Origin of the sequence: Dorea sp. D27, from assembly GCF_001185345.1 — a bacterium.
Taxonomy (GTDB): Bacteria; Bacillota; Clostridia; order Lachnospirales; family Lachnospiraceae; genus Extibacter.
This window is the reverse complement of the sequence record NZ_KQ236743.1, coordinates 935954-956952: the sequence shown is the minus strand read 5'-3', so window position 1 is coordinate 956952 and position 20999 is coordinate 935954. Positions and strand designations below refer to the sequence as shown.

The window sequence follows — 20999 nt, the reverse complement described above, 5'->3', positions numbered from 1 at the left end:
GAATACATAGGTGACTCTAGCGAACTCTTTGTTTCGGGCGCGCTTTGCCTTTTTCCGGCGCTTGTCTGCCTTGTTGGCCTCTTTGCGGTCTCTGCGGGACATCTGTCGTTTTTCTTCGCTTCTTTTTAACTTCTTGTCCGCTTCTCTTTGCTCGTAGCCTTTCCTTTTTCTTTCTTTCAATATCTTCTTCCTCGTCTTCTCTTAATATATACAGTCCCTGGATGATAGCAAACATAATCATCGTGCTAAGTAAAGAACTCCCGCCGTAGCTGACAAGCGGAAGCGTGACACCCGTAGACGGGATAAACTTCGTCACGCCCCCGATGGTCAGAAATACCTGGAATATGTAGCACGTCCCAAGTCCCAGGGCCACCAGTTTATAGAACATGCTGTGAAGCTGCATTGCGATATTCAGAAACATCACATAGCAGCTGACACAGATCAGAATGATACAGAGGGCAAATATAATTCCCATCTCTTCTGATATGACGGAAAAGATAAAATCCGAATCGGCAACCGGAATCATATCCGGTTCCCCCTGGCATAAGCCAAGCCCGAACCAGCTTCCCGTACCGATGGCGAACAGAGACTGCGCCACCTGATAGCCGCCATTGTTATAGGCCGCAAAAGGATCCCTCCAGACGACGACACGTGTCCGCACATGGTCGAACAGGTAATAGGCTCCCACCGACGCCACGCTCCCGGCCCCGAGCCCTGCCAGTATATAAAGCGGCTGCCGTGTCGCCACATAGAGCATGACGAGATATACGACAAATATGATAAGCGCGGCTCCCAGGTCTTTGGATACGACAAGTATAAGCACATGGAACGCGGCCAGCGCCGTGGTGATGACGATATTCTTAAACTCCAGCGACATCTTGAAGCTGGAGGCCACGAAAAACACAAATATGATCTTGACCAGTTCCGACGGCTGTATATTGATTCCTGCTATCGTAAAACCCAGTTTGGCTCCGTACGACACCTGACCGACGACCGCCACGATACCGAGAGAAACGATACCAGCTACCGCATAGAGCTTCCTCCACTCTGCCAGCTTCTTAAACTTCCGTATGATGACCGGAACAGCAAGGCTGATTGCAATGGCTCCAGCCGCAATGACAAACTGCTTCATCGCATTCGTATAGTTAAGCCGCGTAAGCATGATAAGACCGATGCTGAGCAGCATGCACAGATTATTGACAACGAGCCGCGACACCTTCGGATACAGAATCGTATAAAGCAGTATCGTCGCGCCAAACAGCACCACCTGCATCAGATAGAAAGCCAGCAGCTTGATATCCTCTGTCTCCAGATACATTACGAGAAAGGCAGTGATGTGGACCATATACATGAGCACATTCTGTCTGCGCAGCATGCTTTTCTTCCTGTCCGGATCCTGATAGCCAAATATGCTGAAGCAGAGATACGTATACATGGTTATAAGTATGATCATCAGATATTTGGACAGCTCAACAATAATATTTACCAAAACTTCACCTACTTCACTCCCCGCTTGAAATGTCCTTTCGTAAAATCCATCTCCGGGGTTCTAATCTCTTTCCCTCTTACGAAGGCATCTGTATACAGTGCCGTAATCTTCCGCATCTCCTGGGCGTCCTCTGTCGTGAAATCAAGGCGCAGGGATGCGGGTGAGAGAGCTTTCACTTCTTCCCTCTGGTTCAGCAGCACAAGAGGAGAAGAATTATAAATTATATTATAACAGTATTCACAACAATTTTTAACCGCAAATTTCTTCTCATATCTGTCACTTATATAGGACAGGCCGTCCGTGCCGGAACACCGGTCTGCCGTCTTCTGTATGCAGCCGGCCGTCACCATCACAGGCTGATAGCCGTACGCGACGAAAGCAGCGTCAGAGATGCCAAGCGCTGCAAGCTCCTTAGCATTCAGTTCTGCCGGAGCCGTGTAGGAATCGATGCGTGTCTTGGTCAGGAATTGTTTCGCATACCGGTTAAAGACATACATATTGGAATCAGAAATCACCTTTTTCGGGTATCGCTTCTTTTCCAGCCATCCTAAGCTTTCCCAGTTACGAATCAGTACCCCGTCGAACAAATCCCGGATTACAGAATATGGGTGTTCAAATAAGGCTGCCGTGTCGTCACGGAAGATATAGGGCAGGGCCACATACATATTTTTCCCCGCAGCCTGTCCGCGGCGTACAAGACCGTAGATCAGCTCGCCCGTGCCGTAAAACAGCAGGGAGCTGTCAACATACACGGCTTTGACTCCTTCCGCCTCGACTGCCGTCTCGAGCTGCGTCTTATCCGTGACGGACAGCGTTATGTCTACGGGACCCCTGCCGCCATATTTCTGCAGCGTCCCGCGAAGCGCTGTCTCTTCCGGAGGCTGGGTTTCTTCCGTCTCCCTCCGGTACGGCTTCAGCAGCGCTTCCCCGAGCAGACGTATGCCGTCTCTTCTCAGTTCATTCAGCGACTGCATTGGAAGAAATATATTGTCGTCCATATGAAGTGCAAGGCTGTCGAATGCAAATTGCGTTCCACCGGTCTTTCTCAACTGCTTATCTACTCTCTCTGCACAAAGCGGCTGCTTTACCGCCTGTTTCACTTCCGCCCCCTCGCAGGCAGCCGTATGACCATTATATTCAAGCTCCAGTTTAGCACGTTTTCCTTCGGAAAGTATTAATTTCCCATTAATTTTTTCTTTTAATTCGTACGCAGGGCATGTTGTACCGCCTTCCACTCCTTTCAGCCTGGAGTGTGAAACCATGTCCTTGCCATTATGCCGCTTATAGTACCCGTTACAGTATCCCCGTCTTCTGTAAGCCGCATACAGCCGTTCTTTGTCCCCGTCGTCTACTACATACCGCTCTCTGCCTCTTTCATAGTAGAGGTCCGTATATTTTCGGTACATGCTTACTACCGTATACACATAATCAGGCTGCTTCATACGCCCTTCTATCTTAAAAGAGTCGATTCCAGCCCCGGCAAGTTCCGGTATCATATCTATCGTGCACAGATCCTTGAGGCTCAGCAGCCCGTCAGGCTTCCTGCCGTGTACGCGGTAGGGCAGCCGGCATGGCTGCGCGCACTGCCCCCTGTTGCCGCTTCTTCCTCCGAGCAGGCTGCTGAGCAGGCATTGTCCCGAGTAGCAGTAGCAGAGCGCTCCATGCACAAAGCACTCTACCTCCATGCCTGTCTCCTGCTTTATCTTCCTTATCTCCGCAAGAGACAGCTCCCGGGCCGGTACGACACGCGACACGCCCCGCTCCTTCATAAGTGCGGCACCCGGCGCTCCGGTAATTGTCATCTGCGTGCTTGCATGCAGGGGAAGTTCGGGAAAATGCGCCCTTACATACTCTGCCACTCCGATATCCTGCACGATGACCCCGTCAAGCCCCTGCCTGTAATACGGATACAGATAACGGTACAGATCGTCTATCTCTGCATCTTTAAGCAGGGTATTTACCGTAAGGTATATTTTTCTTCCATGTATATGCACATGATCGATGGCCTGGAGAAGTTCTTCTTCCTCCGGATTATCTGCATATGCCCGTGCCCCGAAACGGGGGCCTCCCATATATACCGCGTCTGCACCGGCGGCAACCGCGGCATTCAGGCTGTCCACCGATCCGGCGGGAGCCAGTATTTCCACTCTGTTATTCATTCAAATACGCCCTTTAAAAAAGGCTGTCCGCCGACAGCCTATTTCTTGTGATTATTCTTCATTTCCGTCTCCAGCTGAACAATCTTCATCTGAAGCTCCTTGTTCTCCTCTTTCAGCTTGTCCATCGTCTTCTCCGCATTTTCAAGCTTAATCTGAACCGAAATCAATTCATGTTTCAAATCGTACATCTCTTTGTCTTTTGCTTCAATATCGCTTTCCAGCGTACCGCCTTGTTTCTTAGCCTTGAAATAATCGTCGGCTATATTCAGGGCCAGCAGGACGCTTCTTGTCTCCGCGCTCTGTTTACGGTACCCCTCGCTGCTGCTGCACTCTTCAATCTTATGATTCAGATAGGTGGATACCTTCTGCAGATACTCCTCACTCTCGAAGCCGCTCAAAGTAAACACCTTGCCCCCTATTAAAACTTCCGTAAAATTTTTAGATGATGCCATAGAAGCCTCCTCTGCCTTTCATTCATACTCTGGTAACATTATAAACTAATCTCACACAAAAACCAACTATTTTTCGTTATTTTCCCTCGAAATTCCAAGATGGCGGTAAGCAGCCTCTGTGACGACCCTTCCTCTCGGGGTCCTCTGGATAAATCCGTTTTTCAGCAGATATGGTTCGTAGACATCTTCTATCGTACCGGCATCCTCCCCGACAGCCGCGGCCAGGGTATCAAGCCCTACGGGCCCTCCCTGGAATTTATCAATCATCGTCAGAAGCAGCCCCCGGTCCGTCTGGTCCAGCCCTTCCTTGTCTACATCGAGCAGGTCAAGTGCGTAATTGGCCACTTCTTCCGTAATATATCCATCATATTTTACCTGTGCAAAGTCCCGCACCCTTTTAAGCAGCCGGTTGGCAAGTCTCGGCGTACCGCGTGAACGCCTTGCCAGCGCAAGCGCGCCCTTGTCGTCTATACCGACATCCAGCACCTGCGCCGACCGAAGTATGATCGTCTTCAGTTCATCGACCGTGTAGAATTCCAGCCGGTTGACCACCCCGAACCGGTCCCGCAGAGGCGCTGTCAGCATACCTGCACGGGTCGTTGCGCCGACCAGGGTAAACTTAGGCAGGTCAAGACGTATCGAACGGGCTGTCGCGCCCTTGCCGATCATAATATCTATCGCATAGTCTTCCATGGCGGGATACAGCACTTCCTCAACCTGTCTGTTCAGCCTGTGGATTTCATCTACGAAGAGCACGTCCCCCTCCTGGAGATTGTTGAGTATCGCCGCCATCTCTCCCGGCTTTTCGATGGCCGGACCTGACGTTATCTTCATATTCACATCCATCTCGTTGGCGATGATACCCGCAAGCGTAGTCTTTCCAAGCCCGGGCGGCCCGTAGAACAGCACATGGTCCAGTGATTCTCCTCTTTCCTTCGCCGCTTCGATATATATTTTCAGCGTCTCTTTCGCCTTTTCCTGTCCGATGTAATCTGCAAGCATCTGCGGACGCAGATTATTCTCTATCTTGATATCTTCTTCCAGATTCTCCGTGGTGATTATTCTCCTGCTCATGCTTCTCCCCTTATGCTAAAACATCATATGCTTCAATGCACCTTTCAGCACCGCTTCTACTTCCATATCCTCAGTGATTTCAACCTGTTTTACCGCTTTAAGCGACTCCGTGCTGCCATATCCGAGCGCCACGAGCGCCTGGACTGCCTCACTCTGCACTTCATTCGCCCCGTCTGCAGCGGCAGCCAGAGGATGCCTGTCCCCATGGGCCACGTGCTCTAACACGTCTTCGATGCTCAGCTTGTCCTTCAGTTCCAGGATGAGCTTTTCCGCGGTCTTCTTACCGATTCCGGGAGCTGCCTGTATCGCTTTGACGTCATTTGATATCACCGCAAATCTCAAATCATCCGGCGACAGGGCCGACAATATGCCAAGTCCTCCTTTGGGCCCGATGCCGTTGACACCTATGAGAAGCCTGAATATATCCAGATCATCCTTTGTCAGGAATCCAAACAGCTGCATCGCGTCCTCCTTGACGTTCAGATAGGTATGTATCTTCACTTCCTGCCCCGTCGCGGGAAGCAGGCCCATCGCCTGTCCCGGCATATAGATTCCGTATCCCACCCCGCCTACATCCACGATAATCTTATCCGTCTCCACAGCGGCAAGTTCCCCTCTTATATATGAAATCATAGTCCCTCCTAGAAAATAATATTGACAAGTCTCTTCAGCATCCCGTCCGCCGCGATTCCAATCAGCAGCCCCGTAACAAGCCCTGCAATGAGAAGTACAGGTACATAGTATATGACGCTGAACGTCTCCACCACAATCATGGCAGTGACAAGCTGGCCGATATTGTGGCACACGCCGCCCGCAATACTGATTCCGAGAATGCTGAAACCGCCTTTCTTCCTGAGCAGGGCCATTGCGGTCAGGCTCAGAAGCCCTCCGGCAAGGCTGTATATGATGCTGAAATAGTTTCCAAAAATAAATCCTGAAAGCACGACTCTCACGACAGACAAGAGATAAGTCTCCTTCAGGCTCATCTTATATAATGCAATTACGATGATCAGATTGGCCAGTCCCAGTTTGACTCCCGGAATGCCTATATGAAATGGAATCAGCGTCTCCACATAGCTGAATATGAGAGCCAGCGCAGTAAAAACCCCGAAATAAGCCACCCTGTTCTTCACCCCGGTATCCTCCTAATTGGTCACAGCGTCAAATTCGCTTTCTTCGCTGCTCTCTACCTCGACTACAACTTTGTTCGGAAGGCAGATGATATTCTCATGATTCATGGAAACCGCCTTCTGATGTACACAGAGCTGGTCCGGACAGTCGGCGCTCACCATGCTCGCCTTGCCGTTCTTGATCTGGAGAACGTTCGTCCCTCCGTTGATGCTCACTTCCCTGTCCTCAGACAGGCTGTAAGTCCCTTCAATCTCCCCATTCACCTTTACCGTGACACAATTGGCCCCTTTTCCTCCCACGACCTGATGAAGGAGAAAAGCGCCTCCTGCGACACATACGATTATAAGTATAAGAATCCAGTCCTTTTTCTTTAACTTCATTTTCAAAATACCTGCCTTTTCTCTCTAAAAACTATTCTAGCACAAGAAATCCCGCCCCGCAACCACATGTTCGATTGCATAAGTCTTTATTTTATTGTATCCTTATGTGAGTGCAGCAAACAGCGGCAACGCTGCTTGCAGACAACAGAGGATGTTCTATATAATAATAATTAGAAATAAGTATAAATATGAGGTGTTTTATGAAATATAAGAAATTTATCTCTATCATCACTGCAGCCATGCTGCTTGCGACCGGCTGTTCCGGTCTTCCGAAAGAACGGAAAAGCCAGACCTATACCGACACGTTATTTGACACGGTTATCTCGGTCCAGATTCTGGATTCTGTAGATGAGGACGTACTGAAGGGCTGTGAGACGCTCTGCAAGAAATATGACGCCATGTTCTCACGCACGAACGAGGACAGCGACATCTCCCGCATCAACCAGGCAGGAGGCGCTCCAGTGGAAGTATCCGACGAGACAGTGAAGCTCATCAAAAAAGGGATCTATTACAGCGAGATGTCAGGAGGCGCTTTCGATATCACGATCGCTCCTGTCGTAAACCTGTGGGACTTCCAGGCAGAGGAGCCTTCTCCCCCGTCACAGGAAGATGCGGCCGCGGCGGCCAGCCATGTCAGCTATAAGAGCATTGTCATATCAGATAACAAGGTCTCTCTGTCAGATCCCGAAGCCGGTATCGACCTTGGAGCTGTCGCAAAAGGATATATTGCGGACCGCCTGAAAGATTACCTCGAAGAGCAAGGTGTAAAGCATGCCCTTATCAATCTGGGCGGTAACGTGCTTGCCATCGGAACGAAGCTGGACGGTACGGATTATAATATCGGCATACAGAAACCATTTGACGAAAGCGGCAATCCTATTGCTTCCGTCCGCATTGCAGACCAGTCGGTCGTCACGTCAGGCATCTATCAGCGGTATTTCAAGAAGGACGGAACGATATACCACCACATATTGGATCCCCGTACCGGATATCCGTGTGACAATCATCTGTACAGCGTTACGATCATAACAGATTCTTCCCTCACCGCCGACGCCCTGAGCACCACATGCTTCCTGCTCGGCTATGACAGAGGCATGAAACTCATCGATCAGCTCGACAACGTGGATGCCGTATTTATAACAGATGACAACGAGATACACTATTCCAGGAACTTTCAAAAATAAGATGGAGAAAACGGACCGGAGCCTGTGTGCATATGCACGCAAAACCCCGGCCCGTTTTAGTAATACCTGTATGAACCGATTGTTGCCACCCCAAATATGACGATGAAGATAATCGCAAGGACGATAGCGATGCCCATGATGATCAGATACGCACGGCAGTAGTTTCTCCTGTTGATATTACCGTTCTTTCCGAATGCCCATACGAAGTAAAGGATAATTCCCACGCAGGGGATGAATGTCATAATCAGTATAGTAAGAAGCCAGTCTCCCATTGTCATCGGACTCTGGTCCATGCCCGTGTCGTAGTTAACATGGTAACCTTCGTTGTTTCCGACGTTATAGTTATAATTGTCCTGATAGCTGCTCTGGCCGCCTTGATTATAACTGCTGCTATACTCGTACTGGCCTGAAGATGTATTTTGTCCATAGGCGGCATCCTGTCCATATCCCGCATTAGGATCCGTGTATGTATACTGCGTGTTCTTCTGGTCCGTATCCTGCCCTGCGGCACGCTCATCTTTCCGGGAACCCGCCTCTTCATTCGTATTCTCAGGTGTGTTGTCTAAGTTGTTATCCATTGTAATGTCCTCCTAACTCATATTATCCATATTTTATCATGGAGGTTATATAAATGCAAGAAAAGCCGGGCCCTGGCAAAAGGAATGCTCCTCTGCACAGGGAACCGGCTCTTATTCTTATAAAATAATCTTCTTTGGACATTTTGCCGCGCAGGCGCCGCAGTTCGTACATTTCTCGGAATCTATGTATGCAATATTGTCTACAACCTTGACCGCATCAAACTGACATACCTTCTCACACATCTTACAGCCGATACAGCCGACGGAACAAGCTTTCATGACATCCTTGCCTTTGTCCTTAGAGCTGCACTGTACGAGATGCTTCTGCTCATATGGAACAAGCTCGATCAGATGCTTCGGACAGGCTGCGATACACTTGCTGCAGGCTTTACAAGCCTCCTTGTCCACGACGGCAACTCCGTCTACGATATGGATTGCGTCAAAAGGACATGCCTTCACACAGCTTCCTTCGCCAAGGCATCCATAATTACATGATTTCGGTCCGCCATTCTGCATCATGTTCACCATGACACAGTCATTGATGCCGTGATATTCATAATCCTGCTTTGCCTTCTCGCACGTACCTGCACATTTTACAAATGCGACCTGATGTACCTGCTCTCCTGCTTCCTGCCCCATAATCTCGCCAATCTTGGCAGCCACCGGAGCTCCACCGACAGGACATCCGCCTATCTCAGCCTCTCCTTTTACAATGGCCGCAGCCAGACCTGAACAGCCTGCATAGCCGCACCCGCCGCAGTTGTTGCCAGGAAGGACTCCCATGATGGCTTCCTCACGTTCGTCTACTTCAACAGCAAATTTCTTTCCTGCAATCCCAAGGAACACACCAATGAATAATCCGGTGCCGCCTACGATTACAGCAGCCATAATAATACCTGTTACACTCATCGTTAGCTCCCTCCTATATTAGTCCGGAGAATCCGAAAAACGCAATTGCCATAAGGCTTGCCGTAATCAATACGATCGGAGTTCCCTGGAAAGATTCTGATACGTCATTATACTCGATTTTCTCACGGATACCTGCCATGATTACAATTGCAAGCGCAAAACCTGCGGAGGTTCCGATTCCATTGATTACACCTTGTAAAATAGAGTACTCTTTCTGTACGTTAGTAAGTGCAACACCAAGAACCGCGCAGTTCGTCGTAATGAGCGGAAGATATACGCCGAGCGCTTGATACAGCGACGGTATAGACTTCTTGAGGAACATCTCAACAAACTGCACCAGACAGGCAATCACAAGGATAAATACGATGGTCTGCAGATAAACGAGCTTGCCGCCCATAATCGCCTCGTTTGCAAGTATGAACTTGTATATCAGGCTCGTGACAAAGGAGGCAATCGTGATAACAAAGATAACTGCCCCGCCCATTCCGGCCGCGGTCTCCACCTTCTTGGATACGCCGAGGAAAGGACAGATTCCCAAAAACTGGCTGAGTACAACGTTATTAACGAGCGCAGAACCAATTGCAATAATAAGTAATTCTCTCATGATTTATGTACTCCTCCTATTCTTTCTCATTTCCTGCCGGAAAAACTTTGCCTCCGCATGCGCTGTTTGTACAGGATGCACAGCCTTCTCCGCAAGATGCTGTCTCTACTGGTTTCTTACCCTTCCTGGCCGCATTTCTCTTCACCTTGTTCTGAAGGGCCGTCAGGCCTGCAAGCACAAGGAAAGCTCCCGGTGCAAGGATGAAGATCGTAACCGGCACAAAACCGGCTTTACCTGTCGCGCTGTCTGCCAGAGGAAGCAGCTGGAACCCGAACGCTTTGCCGGATCCGATGATCTCACGGACGACGCCGATTGCGGCAAGACCTACCGTGAATCCAAGCCCCATTCCAATACCGTCAAAGATAGACGGGATGACAGGATTCTTGGAAGCATAGCTCTCTGCACGGCCAAGGATGATACAGTTGACCACGATCAGAGGGATATAGATGCCAAGCGCGTCATACAGGCTTGGAACGAACCCTTCAAGCAAGAACTGTACTATAGTTACAAATGACGCCACGACCACGATAAATGCCGGCATTCTGACAGAATCCGGTATGATCTTGCGCAGCATGGATATCAACATATTGGAAAGTACAAGTACGACTGTCGTAGACAGGCCCATACCTACACCATTTATTGCGGATGTTGTTACCGCCAGGGTTGGACACATACCTAACATCAGGACGAAGGTAGGATTTTCTTTGACCAAACCGTTAAACAATCTTTCGGTACATTTATTCATCTCACACTACCTCCTTAAAATGCATTCTGGTAATACCCGAGTGCAGCGTTGACAGCTCCGGTTACCGCTCTTGATGTAATAGTTGCTCCGCTCAATGCATCGATAGGCTCACCGTCTCCGCCATCCTTGGACACGACGAATTTGTCCGTCTGTTTTCCTTGATACTGCTCGTAGAATACAGGCTCCGTCGCTTTCATTCCAAGTCCCGCGGTTTCACTGATGGAAAGAATGGAGATACCGCTTACTGTTCCGTCGCTGGTGATGCCTACCGTTATCTTAATATCGCCGCCATAACCTTCTTTGTCTGTTGCTGTTACGATATATCCGGCTTCTCCGCCCTTGACTTCACAGACTTCATCAATCGTAGCCTTCACGCCCAGATCCTTGATAGCCTTGTCGGCTGCTTTCGCATCTACATCTATCTCCTCAAAGTCACTGGAAGACGCTTCAGGGAACACTTCCTGCCATGCCTCTTTTTTCGCTGCATCCTGCGCCTGGGCAATCGGTTCTTTTGTGATTTCATATACGAAACCAAGGCCGATTCCTGAGACAAGAGTAATCAATGTAAGGATAATTGCATTTTTTACAATTTTATTCATTATTTTTCTCCTCCTTTACCGAACGGTTTTGGAAGAGTAACCTTCTCGATCAACGGAACAAAAAGGTTACTGATGATAATTGCATAGGAAACACCCTCTGCAGAGCCGCCGAACAGCCGGAACAACCCGGTCAGTATTCCAAGCAGGGCACCATATACGAGCTGGCCTCTCTTCGTGATGGGTGACGTAACATAGTCGGTCGCCATGAACCACGCACCGAGCATGAGGCCGCCGCCGCACAGGTGGGCAGTAATGTACTGCACGTCAAAGAATCCGACATTTGCATTGCTGAATTGACCGAAGATACCGATAAAGATTACAAATGTAACAATATATGTACCAGGAATACGAAGGTCGATTGCTCCGATCAGTATCAGGAAGATAGCTCCGATAATAATCGCTATCACGGAAGTCTCTCCTATCGTTCCGGGAATCGTGCCGACAAGCATCTTCATGGAATCCACAGACTGGCCGTCTTTGAGCATAGCCAGCGGTGTCGGACCTGTCACCCCGTCATAGATGAATGTAGTCATCTGTCCGGTAAACGATATCAGCAGGAAACATCTTGCTCCGAGCGCAGGGTTCATAAAGTTCTGCCCGAGCCCTCCGAAGAGCTGCTTTACTACCAGGATACCGAACACGCTGCCGAGCGCCCCCATCCACCACGGAGCAGACGCAGGCATGTTAAGTCCGAGCAGAAGCCCTGTCACGACAGCACTGAAGTCATTGATCGTGACTTTCCTGTGCATCAACTTTTCGTAAATGTACTCTGTTAAGACCGCCGACACCGTTGTGCTTAAAAGCATAATAAACGCGGGCAGCCCGAAGTTCCAAACGCCGAACGCTGACGCAGGCAGCAGAGCGATCGTCACACACAGCATTATATTGGCTGAAGTGACTCTGGAACGTATGTGTGGTGAAGATGACATTTTTATATTGTTCTCCACGTTAGTTCACCTCTTCCTCTCATTTCTAGTTTATTTTTTCTTGCGGTTGGCCATCGCAATTTTTCTCATAGAACCAATGGACTGCTTCAGCGGACGCTTTGCCGGACATACATAACTGCATGAACCGCATTCCATACACTCAAGCCCTTCCTGTTTTGTAAATGTCTCTTCATCGTGATGCTCCGCATAATCAGCCAGTCTTGAAGGAATCAGCCTGCTTGGACAGGCGTCCACGCATCGGCCGCAATTGATGCATGCGGTCGGTTCATACTTGGCAACCTCATCCTTCGTAAGGCAGAGAATCGAAGAATTCGTCTTCGTAATCGGGACATCCAGCGTAAACATCGAGAATCCCATCATAGGACCTCCTGATATCACTTTCTCGGGCTCTTCCTTGAATCCGCCGGCCGCTTCTATAAGCTCCGCCTGATTCGTTCCGAACAGGACTTTAAAATTGCCCGGTTCGTTAACAGCGTCTCCGCTCACAGTAACGACACGGTCTATCGACGGCCTACCCTCTGCCACTGCCTGGTAGATGTTGATCATCGTCTCCACATTGTCCACCACGCAACCCGCGTCTGCAGGCAGCATAGCAGAATTGATGGCTCTCCCTGTTGTCGCATAGATAAGCTGACGCTCTCCACCCTGTGGATACTTCGTCTTCAGCGCCATCACTTCCATCCTCGGCTCATCTTTCGTCAGCTCCCTGAGCTTTTCTATACAATCCGGCTTATTATCCTCTACGCCGAAGATCCCCTTCGCGTTGTCAAACAGCTTAAGGACCATCTTCATGCCTCCGACAATCTTCTCCGGAGTCTCTATCATACGTCTGTAGTCGGCAGTTATGTAAGGTTCACATTCCGCACAGTTTGCAATAATATAATCAATCTTGTCCGGCTCTTTCGGCGAAAGCTTCACCCTTGTAGGGAATCCTGCGCCTCCCATTCCGACGACTCCAGCCTCCCCGATTGCGTTTAATATATCTTCTTTTGCCATCTCTTCCAGAGGCTTTGCAGGCTTATACTCAACTTCTTCATACGCGCCGTCATTCTCAACCACGATACAATTCACCGTTGCTCCTGTCGGATTCAGATGCGGCTCAATTGCCTTGACTGTACCGGACACAGAAGAATAGACCGGTGCAGATACGAATCCCCCGGCTTCCGCAATCTTCTGTCCTTTTAATACACGTTCACCCACCTCGACAATCGGACTGGCAGGTGCTCCGATATGCTGGGAAACCGGATAAACCAGATCACCTTTCGGATTTACTTCGACAATTGCCTTATCTTTCGCCAGGCTTTTGCCGTCATCCGGGTGTACGCCACCCTTAAATGTTAACAATGCCATCCCTTTTTCCTTCCTTCCTGTTTTCTCTTTATATACTATACAAGAAAATGCCCGCTTAATCCAGTGAATACAGGCAATTCTTTGTATATTTCCAAGTACATCTTGTCGAAATTTTAACATATAAAAGATAGAGACTATACAGCCTCTATCTCCTTATTTCGACATGGATCATATGCCGCATTATTCTTCAGTTGTTGTCTCCTCGTATGACTCTGGCGCATCATCCCCAACTTCTTCTACACTTTCCTGTACCGGTGTGTCCGGTTCCAACGCTTTCATGCTCAGGCTGATCTTCTTTTCCGCCTCGTTCAAATCCACGATTTTGGCCGTAATCTGCTGTCCGACCGACAGTACATCAGACGGTTTGTCTACATGTGCCCGGGAAATCTGTGACACATGAAGCAGTGCATCCACACCCGGCGCAAGTTCTACAAACGCTCCAAAGTCAGTCATCCTGGCCACTCTTCCTGTAATACTTGTTCCGACCGCGTAATCCTCAGATGCGTTCGCCCATGGATTTGTCTCCGGGAACTTAAGGCTCAGCGCAATCTTCGTATCGTTGATATCCTTGATCAATACCTTAACGGTATCTCCGACCTGGAATACTTTCTTCGGATTCTCTACACGTCCCCATGACATCTCAGATATGTGAAGGAGCCCATCGACTCCGCCCAAATCGATAAACGCCCCGAAATCTGTCACATTTTTAACAGTTCCTTCGACAGCATCGCCAATCTGAAGCTTCTCGAACAACTCTTTCTGCTTTTCTGCCCTCGCAGCGACAAGAAGCTGTCTCCTGTCACCTATGACTCTGTTTCTTCTTGGATTGAATTCGCTGATGACAAACTCAATCTCCTTATCCTGATATTTGCTTAAGTCTTTCTCATAAGTATCTGATACAAGGCTCGCAGGGATAAAAACTCTTGCCTCTTCAATTACGACACTTAAGCCGCCGCCGAGAATCTGTGCAACAGGCGCTTTCAGAACTTCTTTGTTCTCATAGGCCTCTTTCAGTCTTTCATTGCCTTTTTCGGCCGCCAGCCTCTTATATGTCAGCAGCACTTGACCTTCACCGTCATTTACCTTTAAGACCTTCGCCGTCATCTCATCGCCGACAGAAACCATTGTAGTAAGATCGACGTTCGGTTCATTCGTATACTCGCTTCTTGTAATGATACCATCCGCCTTGTAACCTATATTCAAGATGATTTCATCCGGCTTCACATCGATGACCGTACCATCTACTACCTCACCGTTTCTGATTGTCTTAAAAGACTCTTCTAACATTTGTTCAAAAGTTAATTCTGACATTATTTTGAACCTCCTCAATTATTTTATTGGGCGTGGATGCCCCTGCTGTAATACCTACTGTTTCCACGGACCTTAATTGATTCATATCCAAATCGTCAAGTGTCTGTATATAGTACGTATCCTTACATGCATCGCTGCAGATTTCAAATAGCTTCTGGGTATTGGAACTGCGCCTGTCGCCGATGACAAGCATCGCCTCTACTCTGTCTGCAATGTCCCGTGCCTCTTCCTGACGCTCCTTGGTTGCATTGCAAATCGTATTTAAAACAATTATATCATACCCCTTTTTTACGATAATTTCAACTAAATCTTTGAATTTATTGTAATTAAATGTCGTCTGCGCCACTACACAGATTCGGCATCCTCTTTCTTCTATAATAAAGTCCTCAGCTTCCCGGGCATTTTCGATGACCGTAACGTTATCTCTGGCCCAGCCTCTGATGCCCTCCACCTCCGGGTGCGCGCTGTTTCCTATGATGACGATGTGCGCCCCCCTGCCGCTTTCTTCTCTGACTATATTATGGATTTTTTTCACGAAGGGGCATGTCGCGTCCACATAGACGATGCCTTTTTGGTCAAGCCTGTCACAGACCCGCTTCGGCACGCCATGGGACCGGATGATGACGATTCCCTCCTCGACGCTGTCAAGTTCTTCTTCCGCCTCCAGCACTTCCACGCCGTACCGCTTCATATCTTTTATGACTTCTTCGTTGTGGATGATGGGCCCGTACGTATATATCTTCTCCCCTTCATGCTGCCGGATCTGTTCATACACCGTTTCCACCGCCCGCTTTACACCAAAGCAGAACCCCGCAGTTTTCGCCAGTTCAATTTTCATATGTTCCTTCCTCTTCACTTATCGGCACAGACGGGCAATCGTCTCGACAACTTCCGGTATCGTCATGTCCGAGCTGTCGATGAGAACCGCATCTTCCGCCTGCTTTAACGGGGCCGTCTCACGCGTCATGTCGCGCCTGTCCCTTGCTTCTATGTCTGAAGCTATCTCAGAGAACACACAGTCGGCGCCCTTCGCCTTCAGTTCCTCATAGCGCCTCTTCGCCCTCGTCTCCACGCTCGCTGTAAGGTATACCTTCACATCTGCATCAGGCAGCACGCATGTGCCGATGTCCCTTCCGTCCATAACTACATCCTGCTCCGACGCCAGACTACGCTGCAGCTCCAGAAGCTTTGTCCGCACTTCCGGCACGGCTGAGCTCACAGAAGCCATATTGCCAGCCTCTTCCGTACGGAGTCTGGACGTAATATTTTCACCATTCAGATATATCTGCTGGATTCCCTTTTCATATCGGATCGTCACATCCGCGTCTTTACACGCTTCTATAATCATTTCCTTGTCAGAAGGGTCAATCCCTCTGTCCAGAAAATGAACTGCCAGCCCCCGGTACAGCGCGCCGGTATCCACATAGATGTATCCCTTCTTTTCAGCCACCAGCTTGGCTATCGTGCTCTTCCCGGCGCCTGCCGGCCCGTCAATCGCTATGTTATATCCCATCTTAACTCCTCATCTGTTCCTGACTCAATTTTATAATAATATATGGGCTTACCTCTCTACTACCGATCAGATCACCTATAAGTATAGTATGGCTGACCCAACGCATTCAGTATATCGTACAATTTCACGATGGACAAGAGTTTTTTTACGGATAGGCTGCAAGATTCGTTTATGTAAAATACAGCTTTCATCCATTTTACATACTTGCGGTATATTTGGGCATGTTAATCATATGGAGGTTAGTTATGAATAAAAAGACAATTTACTGGACAAGCGGCATCATCGCTATACTTATCATCATCCTGCTTATCATCTGGGCAGCTTTTGGCAAAGACAGCAGAACACGGTCCGACGACACTGTCCCAGAAGGACCTGCCGCAGAAGAAGCTCTCGGCAGCTATATGGAAGAGCAGGACATCCTCATGAATAAAATGATGGAAGACATGGAAGATGTGCAGCCGGCAGGCAACGCTGCCCTGGACTTTCTGAACGGGATGATTCCTCACCATGAGGCTGCTGTCTCGATGTCTGAAAGCTATCTAAAGTACGGTGGTGAGGATGCAGAGCTGAAAAAGCTCGCGGAATACATTGTCCGGATACAGAAGGAAGAGATTGCGCAGATGCAGTCTTATATCGAAGATTTGAAAAAAGACGGAACAGAGGATCCGGAACAGGAACAGGCATATCTGGACGCATACGGAACCATGCTTTCCGCCCATCACTCCGCCCATTCCTCACACGAAACCTCTGCCAATGTAGAAACTGCATTCGCAGAAGGAATGATCATGCATCATCAGATGGCGGTGGACATGGCGCAGGCTATCGTCGGCAACACGGACAATGAAAAGGTGACCGCGCTTGCAGAAAACATCATAGAAGCGCAGCAGAATGAAATTACCCAGATGCAGGAAATATTGAAACGGCTGTCGGATGATACTCACAGCCATCACTAGCAGGTCCGGATCTAAACCGTTATGCCTTTCCCCGCCGCATAACCGGTGGACCAGGCAATCTGCAGATTGAAGCCTCCGGTCAACGCATCCAGATCCAATACCTCCCCGGCAAAATACAGCCCCTTTACAAGCTTCGATTCCATCGTGCCCGGGTCGACTTCTTTCGTCCGGACGCCTCCCTTCGTGATGATGGCTTCCCGATAATCACGGAGCCCGGTCAGCGTGGCCGGCAGATGCTTAATGAGATATACGAATTGGAGACGCTCCTCTTTCGTAATCACATTGACCTTCTTGTCAGGATCAATACCGCTCAATCTTATCATTACCGGAATTAGCTTTGCGGGAAATAACCTTCCGACCGCATTTTTAAACTGCCGGTTTTGATTCTCTTCAAAGTCTCTGCACACACGCTGGTCAAGCTGCGCTTCCGACAAGGCCGGCTTCAGGTCAACCTCAAGCCGCAGCTCCCTGTCTTTCAGCTTCTTTCCCACATAGCTGCTGGCCGTGAGCATGAGTGGGCCGCTCACTCCATAGTGGGTGAACAGCATCTCTCCAAAGTCTTCATACAGCTTTTTCTTCCCATCATAAATGGATGCTCTTACATTGCGCAGAGAAAGCCCCTGAAGCTCTCCTATCCATTCTTCTTTGCACTCCATCGGTACGAGCGACGGCATACATTCTGATACCGTATGCGCAAGACTTCTGGCGAACCGGAATCCGTCTCCGTCCGAACCGGTAGACTCGTATGACAATCCGCCTGTCGCAACGATGCAGGCATCCCCTGCAGCTTTTGTCCCGTCTTCCAGCACAATCTCTTTAAAATGTCCTTCTTGCTCCACTATATGCTTAACCGCCGTCCTGAGATGCACGTGTGCCCCAAGCCGCGCCAGTTCCCTCTCAAGTCCGCGGATGACGTCAGAGGAGCGGTCAGAGGCGGGAAACACCCTGTCTCCTCTTTCCACCTTCGTCCTCACGCCAATCCTCTCAAAAAATGCAATCACATCTTGATTCGTACAGCCGTAAAAGCTGCTGTATAGGAACTTGGAATTACTTACGACCGCGTCAAACAGCCCGTCCATATCACAGGCATTCGTAATGTTGCATCTTCCCTTTCCCGTGATGAACAGCTTCTTTCCAAGCCTGTCATTCTTTTCATATATGTGGACATCATGCCCGTTTTCGGCGGCGGCGATACCTGCGTACATTCCTGCCGCACCTCCGCCTGTTATCAATACCCTGCCCATCACTATTCCCTGCCCGTCTCTTCAGAACCATTCAGTTCCACTTTATTCTTTACCATATTCAGCTCGTCCTTGCTGTACACCTGATACTCGTCCCATATCTCCTCCAGCGTCTCCAGCGTCGTTATCACCTCGTTCTGCTTCTTCATGCAGAGGGCGACGACCAGGGCATTGACTACGCTTAAGGGGGCGACGAGAGAATCAACGATGGACGCCATATCACTTCTTGCAATCAGGTTGCAGGAAGAATACAGGTTCATCGGAGAATGGATGCTGTCCGTAAGCGTAATTACCTTAGCCTTGCGGTTGCTGGCAAATTCCAGCGCCTTCAGCGTCCGCATGGAATACCTTGGAAAGCTGATGCCGATAATGACATCGTCTTCACTGATACGTATGAGCTGTTCAAATATTTCACTCGAGCTGTTCGTGTTTACCGCTTTGACATCAGGGCATATCAGATTCAGATAAAAGCTCAGGAAACTGGCCAGCGGCGCACAGCTCCGTATGCCGATGACATAGATACGCCTGGCATTCAATATCGTATCCACTGCCATCTCAAATGTCTCGTGGTCTATCGCCCCCATCGTCAGCTTTATCTTCTCAATATCTGACTGGAGCACCGTATTCAGTATCTCTCCCTGGCTGATTCTCCCATAGGTCACTTCCATCCTCTGGATAGAGTTGAGCTTTGTTCTCACAAGCTCCCCAAGCGCCTTCTGAAATCCCGGATATCCTTCATATCCAAGAGCGGTGGCAAACCGGACGACCGTGGACTCGCTGACGCCCACTTCTTCCCCCATCCTGGCCGCGGTGAGAAATGCTGCTTTGTCATATTCCTCGCGGATGAATTCAGCCAGTTTCTTTTGACCCTTGCTGAATTTCTTATATTTTTCGTCTATTTTCTGCAACAGCTCGTTTTTACTTCCCATGCCACATATTCCTTTTCTTCCATATTTCGTAACAATTAATTATATACCAGTTTACCATATTCTTCAATATGTTTGGCAAGAGGGATTACAGCATATTTGTTATTTCTAATCAGTACCACTGTAGCAGCGCTCTCCAATTATAGAAGAAAAAACGGCCGAGCAAAGCCAGCACAAGATATATTTCCATCTCATTTGCAGCAAGTGCCACTGTCCTTGTACTCTGATTCTCTCTGCCATTTCCACCTGTTATCTTGCTGAACGCCGCCCATACTGCAAAACCAGCGATTGTCCCCAACGTATTCATAATCACATCTTCTACATCCGTCACTCTTCTATTAAATAGCTGGCACAGCTCAATCGCCGTCGAGAGGCATGCTCCGGCTGCTGCTACCTTTAAAAGGCGGCGGCGCTCCGTCCATATGAACGGGACGAGAAATCCAAACGGCATGAACATGAACGCATTCATGATCTGTCCAAAGCCGACCCCATCGGTGAACGGAATAAGGTTGATCTCATCCAGCCGGATCAGATCGCCGAATGCTCCAAAATCCCAGATGCTTCCGCTGCCGGTTACAGAAAAAGCCATAGAGGTATAAATGAGAAAAATATATGTCCAGATCAAGTGGACCGGCCAAACTCTGGATCTGCCTTTCCTGGCCATATATATCTGGCAGAGCATACATGGTACGAGAACACATACATAAGGATAGATTGTACCTAAAAAATAAATCATCTTCTTCGTCCTTTCAAGATAGGGTAATTGCTGCTGTAAGCTGTGGATGTCTAAAAGTATATCTTAAAAACATGAAGAAACGGATTGGATTTTCTTAATATTTCTTGAAATCCCTCCAAATGGGGGTTTCGTAAAATAGGACGCCGCTGGGGAGGCAGGGGGCAGATGCTGCGATGCGTCCGGGAACTGCGACTCTCACACAGATTCCTAAGCCTGTGGACTGTTCGCCGATAGCGGCTCTCATCCCACAAGCCAAGGAATCTGGTGAGGATTCTCCGTCCCTCCCGCTTACACCTTCGCATCTGTCCCCTGCCTCCCCAGCGGCTATCTACTTTACTGGCACGGGCGGGGACGGCTGTGTGACGTTACTGGCGGTCGGAAGGAATTTATCTGTGCCGGTATATTAATAAAAAAGCTGAGCGAGTGAAAACCTTTGGCAAAATGGAATTATAATGAGGAAGAGCGTGCACGCCTCGCTGCAAACGTTTAACTACGATAATATACAACGTTCTAAACTGTATGTGCTGTATACACTTAGCTTGCTATCATTTGCCATCCAGCTGACGCAGCCAGCGTTCATCCGCTGGCCAGTAATGTCACATAGCCACTCTCGCCCTTGTTAAGTGAAGTAGATAGCGGGCGGGGATGTGTGATATCAAATGAACACAATTCAAATTTTGTAGGTTTCACAAGCCGTCACCTCAAGCTATATCGCTAT

Annotated in this window: 22 protein-coding genes; 2 read left to right on the top strand and 20 right to left on the bottom strand. The window is 48.9% G+C overall.

The features are described 5' to 3' along the window. Positions 1-16: 16 nt before the first annotated feature. From HMPREF0980_RS04525 to HMPREF0980_RS04495, 7 genes are all read right to left on the bottom strand, one after another. Entirely contained in the window at positions 17-1489 is a 1473-nt protein-coding gene (locus tag HMPREF0980_RS04525; protein WP_049727916.1) for an FtsW/RodA/SpoVE family cell cycle protein, read from the bottom strand. A gap of 8 nt (positions 1490-1497) precedes the next feature. Beyond that, complete coding sequence (locus tag HMPREF0980_RS04520; RefSeq protein WP_049727915.1) at positions 1498-3648, bottom strand: peptidase U32 family protein; 2151 nt, start codon at positions 3646-3648, stop codon at positions 1498-1500. A gap of 38 nt (positions 3649-3686) precedes the next feature. Next, positions 3687-4100 carry a cell division protein ZapA gene (gene zapA, locus HMPREF0980_RS04515; RefSeq protein WP_006441481.1) on the bottom strand — a complete coding sequence of 138 codons (414 nt, stop codon included), beginning with the start codon at positions 4098-4100 and terminating at the stop codon, positions 3687-3689. 66 nt (positions 4101-4166) lie between these two features. After that, positions 4167-5174, bottom strand: a complete 1008-nt coding sequence (gene ruvB, locus HMPREF0980_RS04510; protein ID WP_049727914.1) for a Holliday junction branch migration DNA helicase RuvB — start codon at positions 5172-5174, stop codon at positions 4167-4169. Positions 5175-5189: 15 nt separating this feature from the next. Further along, positions 5190-5807 carry a Holliday junction branch migration protein RuvA gene (ruvA, locus tag HMPREF0980_RS04505; protein ID WP_049727913.1) on the bottom strand — a complete coding sequence of 206 codons (618 nt, stop codon included), beginning with the start codon at positions 5805-5807 and terminating at the stop codon, positions 5190-5192. Positions 5808-5815: 8 nt separating this feature from the next. Continuing rightward, positions 5816-6307: a Gx transporter family protein gene (locus HMPREF0980_RS04500; protein WP_049727912.1), complete on the bottom strand. Its 492-nt coding sequence runs from the start codon at positions 6305-6307 to the stop codon at positions 5816-5818. A 12-nt stretch (positions 6308-6319) separates the two neighbouring features. Then, positions 6320-6685, bottom strand: coding sequence for a NusG domain II-containing protein (locus HMPREF0980_RS04495; protein ID WP_198146161.1), 366 nt, complete (start codon positions 6683-6685; stop codon positions 6320-6322). Between the two features lie 200 nt (positions 6686-6885). Here HMPREF0980_RS04495 and HMPREF0980_RS04490 point away from each other — a divergent pair, with 200 nt between their 5' ends. Beyond that, complete coding sequence (locus HMPREF0980_RS04490; protein WP_049727910.1) at positions 6886-7869, top strand: FAD:protein FMN transferase; 984 nt, start codon at positions 6886-6888, stop codon at positions 7867-7869. A 56-nt stretch (positions 7870-7925) separates the two neighbouring features. Here the strand turns inward: HMPREF0980_RS04490 and HMPREF0980_RS19095 are convergent, their stop codons facing one another. The 10 genes from HMPREF0980_RS19095 to cmk all read right to left on the bottom strand — a co-directional run bounded on the left by HMPREF0980_RS19095 (position 7926) and on the right by cmk (position 16425). Continuing rightward, positions 7926-8447 (bottom strand): hypothetical protein, encoded by a 522-nt coding sequence (locus HMPREF0980_RS19095; RefSeq protein ID WP_198146160.1) that lies wholly within the window; start codon positions 8445-8447, stop codon positions 7926-7928. 117 nt (positions 8448-8564) lie between these two features. Further along, on the bottom strand, positions 8565-9356 hold the full coding sequence (locus HMPREF0980_RS04480) for an RnfABCDGE type electron transport complex subunit B (protein WP_049727909.1): 792 nt from the start codon (positions 9354-9356) through the stop codon (positions 8565-8567). A gap of 13 nt (positions 9357-9369) precedes the next feature. Beyond that, positions 9370-9960 (bottom strand): electron transport complex protein RnfA, encoded by a 591-nt coding sequence (locus HMPREF0980_RS04475; RefSeq protein ID WP_049727908.1) that lies wholly within the window; start codon positions 9958-9960, stop codon positions 9370-9372. 16 nt (positions 9961-9976) lie between these two features. Further along, positions 9977-10705 (bottom strand): electron transport complex subunit RsxE, encoded by a 729-nt coding sequence (rsxE, locus tag HMPREF0980_RS04470; RefSeq protein WP_049727907.1) that lies wholly within the window; start codon positions 10703-10705, stop codon positions 9977-9979. Positions 10706-10719: 14 nt separating this feature from the next. Beyond that, positions 10720-11304, bottom strand: a complete 585-nt coding sequence (locus tag HMPREF0980_RS04465; protein ID WP_049727906.1) for an RnfABCDGE type electron transport complex subunit G — start codon at positions 11302-11304, stop codon at positions 10720-10722. Then, the gene (locus tag HMPREF0980_RS04460; RefSeq protein ID WP_049728328.1) at positions 11304-12233 is read right to left on the bottom strand and encodes an RnfABCDGE type electron transport complex subunit D; all 930 of its coding nucleotides are present in this window, start codon (positions 12231-12233) and stop codon (positions 11304-11306) included. The genes HMPREF0980_RS04465 and HMPREF0980_RS04460 overlap by 1 nt, the downstream gene beginning before the upstream one ends. A 48-nt stretch (positions 12234-12281) precedes the next feature. Next, entirely contained in the window at positions 12282-13601 is a 1320-nt protein-coding gene (rsxC, locus tag HMPREF0980_RS04455; RefSeq protein ID WP_049728327.1) for an electron transport complex subunit RsxC, read from the bottom strand. A 180-nt stretch (positions 13602-13781) separates the two neighbouring features. Further along, positions 13782-14912 (bottom strand): 30S ribosomal protein S1, encoded by a 1131-nt coding sequence (rpsA, locus tag HMPREF0980_RS04450; protein WP_049727905.1) that lies wholly within the window; start codon positions 14910-14912, stop codon positions 13782-13784. Further along, complete coding sequence (gene ispH / locus HMPREF0980_RS04445) at positions 14893-15750, bottom strand: 4-hydroxy-3-methylbut-2-enyl diphosphate reductase (RefSeq protein WP_049727904.1); 858 nt, start codon at positions 15748-15750, stop codon at positions 14893-14895. Before ispH ends, rpsA begins: the two co-directional genes overlap by 20 nt. Positions 15751-15768: 18 nt before the next feature. Further along, positions 15769-16425 (bottom strand): (d)CMP kinase, encoded by a 657-nt coding sequence (gene cmk, locus HMPREF0980_RS04440; protein ID WP_049727903.1) that lies wholly within the window; start codon positions 16423-16425, stop codon positions 15769-15771. 245 nt (positions 16426-16670) lie between these two features. Between cmk and HMPREF0980_RS04435 the strand changes: the two genes are divergently transcribed. Further along, positions 16671-17378: a DUF305 domain-containing protein gene (locus tag HMPREF0980_RS04435; RefSeq protein ID WP_084002649.1), complete on the top strand. Its 708-nt coding sequence runs from the start codon at positions 16671-16673 to the stop codon at positions 17376-17378. A gap of 11 nt (positions 17379-17389) precedes the next feature. Here the strand turns inward: HMPREF0980_RS04435 and HMPREF0980_RS04430 are convergent, their stop codons facing one another. The 3 genes from HMPREF0980_RS04430 to HMPREF0980_RS04420 all read right to left on the bottom strand — a co-directional run bounded on the left by HMPREF0980_RS04430 (position 17390) and on the right by HMPREF0980_RS04420 (position 20281). Further along, the gene (locus HMPREF0980_RS04430) at positions 17390-18622 is read right to left on the bottom strand and encodes a BaiN/RdsA family NAD(P)/FAD-dependent oxidoreductase (RefSeq protein WP_049727902.1); all 1233 of its coding nucleotides are present in this window, start codon (positions 18620-18622) and stop codon (positions 17390-17392) included. Between the two features lie 2 nt (positions 18623-18624). Continuing rightward, positions 18625-19548 (bottom strand): MurR/RpiR family transcriptional regulator, encoded by a 924-nt coding sequence (locus HMPREF0980_RS04425; protein WP_049727901.1) that lies wholly within the window; start codon positions 19546-19548, stop codon positions 18625-18627. Between the two features lie 109 nt (positions 19549-19657). Beyond that, positions 19658-20281 carry a VanZ family protein gene (locus tag HMPREF0980_RS04420; RefSeq protein ID WP_049727900.1) on the bottom strand — a complete coding sequence of 208 codons (624 nt, stop codon included), beginning with the start codon at positions 20279-20281 and terminating at the stop codon, positions 19658-19660. Positions 20282-20999 lie beyond the last annotated feature (718 nt).

Excerpts from the sequence above, each read along its gene's own strand:
- rpsA (WP_049727905.1), bottom strand. The coding sequence starts at position 14,912 with ATGTCAGAATTAACTTTTGAACAAATGTTAGAAGAGTCTTTTAAGACA.
- HMPREF0980_RS04420 (WP_049727900.1), bottom strand. The coding sequence starts at position 20,281 with ATGATTTATTTTTTAGGTACAATCTATCCTTATGTATGTGTTCTCGTA.
- rsxE (WP_049727907.1), bottom strand. The coding sequence starts at position 10,705 with ATGAATAAATGTACCGAAAGATTGTTTAACGGTTTGGTCAAAGAAAAT.
- rsxC (WP_049728327.1), bottom strand. The coding sequence starts at position 13,601 with ATGGCATTGTTAACATTTAAGGGTGGCGTACACCCGGATGACGGCAAA.
- HMPREF0980_RS04425 (WP_049727901.1), bottom strand. The coding sequence starts at position 19,548 with ATGGGAAGTAAAAACGAGCTGTTGCAGAAAATAGACGAAAAATATAAG.
- HMPREF0980_RS04490 (WP_049727910.1), top strand. The coding sequence starts at position 6,886 with ATGAAATATAAGAAATTTATCTCTATCATCACTGCAGCCATGCTGCTT.
- HMPREF0980_RS04435 (WP_084002649.1), top strand. The coding sequence starts at position 16,671 with ATGAATAAAAAGACAATTTACTGGACAAGCGGCATCATCGCTATACTT.
- ispH (WP_049727904.1), bottom strand. The coding sequence starts at position 15,750 with ATGAAAATTGAACTGGCGAAAACTGCGGGGTTCTGCTTTGGTGTAAAG.
- zapA (WP_006441481.1), bottom strand. The coding sequence starts at position 4,100 with ATGGCATCATCTAAAAATTTTACGGAAGTTTTAATAGGGGGCAAGGTG.
- HMPREF0980_RS04430 (WP_049727902.1), bottom strand. The coding sequence starts at position 18,622 with ATGGGCAGGGTATTGATAACAGGCGGAGGTGCGGCAGGAATGTACGCA.
- HMPREF0980_RS04460 (WP_049728328.1), bottom strand. The coding sequence starts at position 12,233 with ATGTCATCTTCACCACACATACGTTCCAGAGTCACTTCAGCCAATATA.
- HMPREF0980_RS19095 (WP_198146160.1), bottom strand. The coding sequence starts at position 8,447 with ATGGATAACAACTTAGACAACACACCTGAGAATACGAATGAAGAGGCG.
- ruvA (WP_049727913.1), bottom strand. The coding sequence starts at position 5,807 with ATGATTTCATATATAAGAGGGGAACTTGCCGCTGTGGAGACGGATAAG.
- HMPREF0980_RS04465 (WP_049727906.1), bottom strand. The coding sequence starts at position 11,304 with ATGAATAAAATTGTAAAAAATGCAATTATCCTTACATTGATTACTCTT.
- HMPREF0980_RS04520 (WP_049727915.1), bottom strand. The coding sequence starts at position 3,648 with ATGAATAACAGAGTGGAAATACTGGCTCCCGCCGGATCGGTGGACAGC.
- HMPREF0980_RS04480 (WP_049727909.1), bottom strand. The coding sequence starts at position 9,356 with ATGAGTGTAACAGGTATTATTATGGCTGCTGTAATCGTAGGCGGCACC.
- cmk (WP_049727903.1), bottom strand. The coding sequence starts at position 16,425 with ATGGGATATAACATAGCGATTGACGGGCCGGCAGGCGCCGGGAAGAGC.
- HMPREF0980_RS04475 (WP_049727908.1), bottom strand. The coding sequence starts at position 9,960 with ATGAGAGAATTACTTATTATTGCAATTGGTTCTGCGCTCGTTAATAAC.
- ruvB (WP_049727914.1), bottom strand. The coding sequence starts at position 5,174 with ATGAGCAGGAGAATAATCACCACGGAGAATCTGGAAGAAGATATCAAG.
- HMPREF0980_RS04495 (WP_198146161.1), bottom strand. The coding sequence starts at position 6,685 with ATGAAGTTAAAGAAAAAGGACTGGATTCTTATACTTATAATCGTATGT.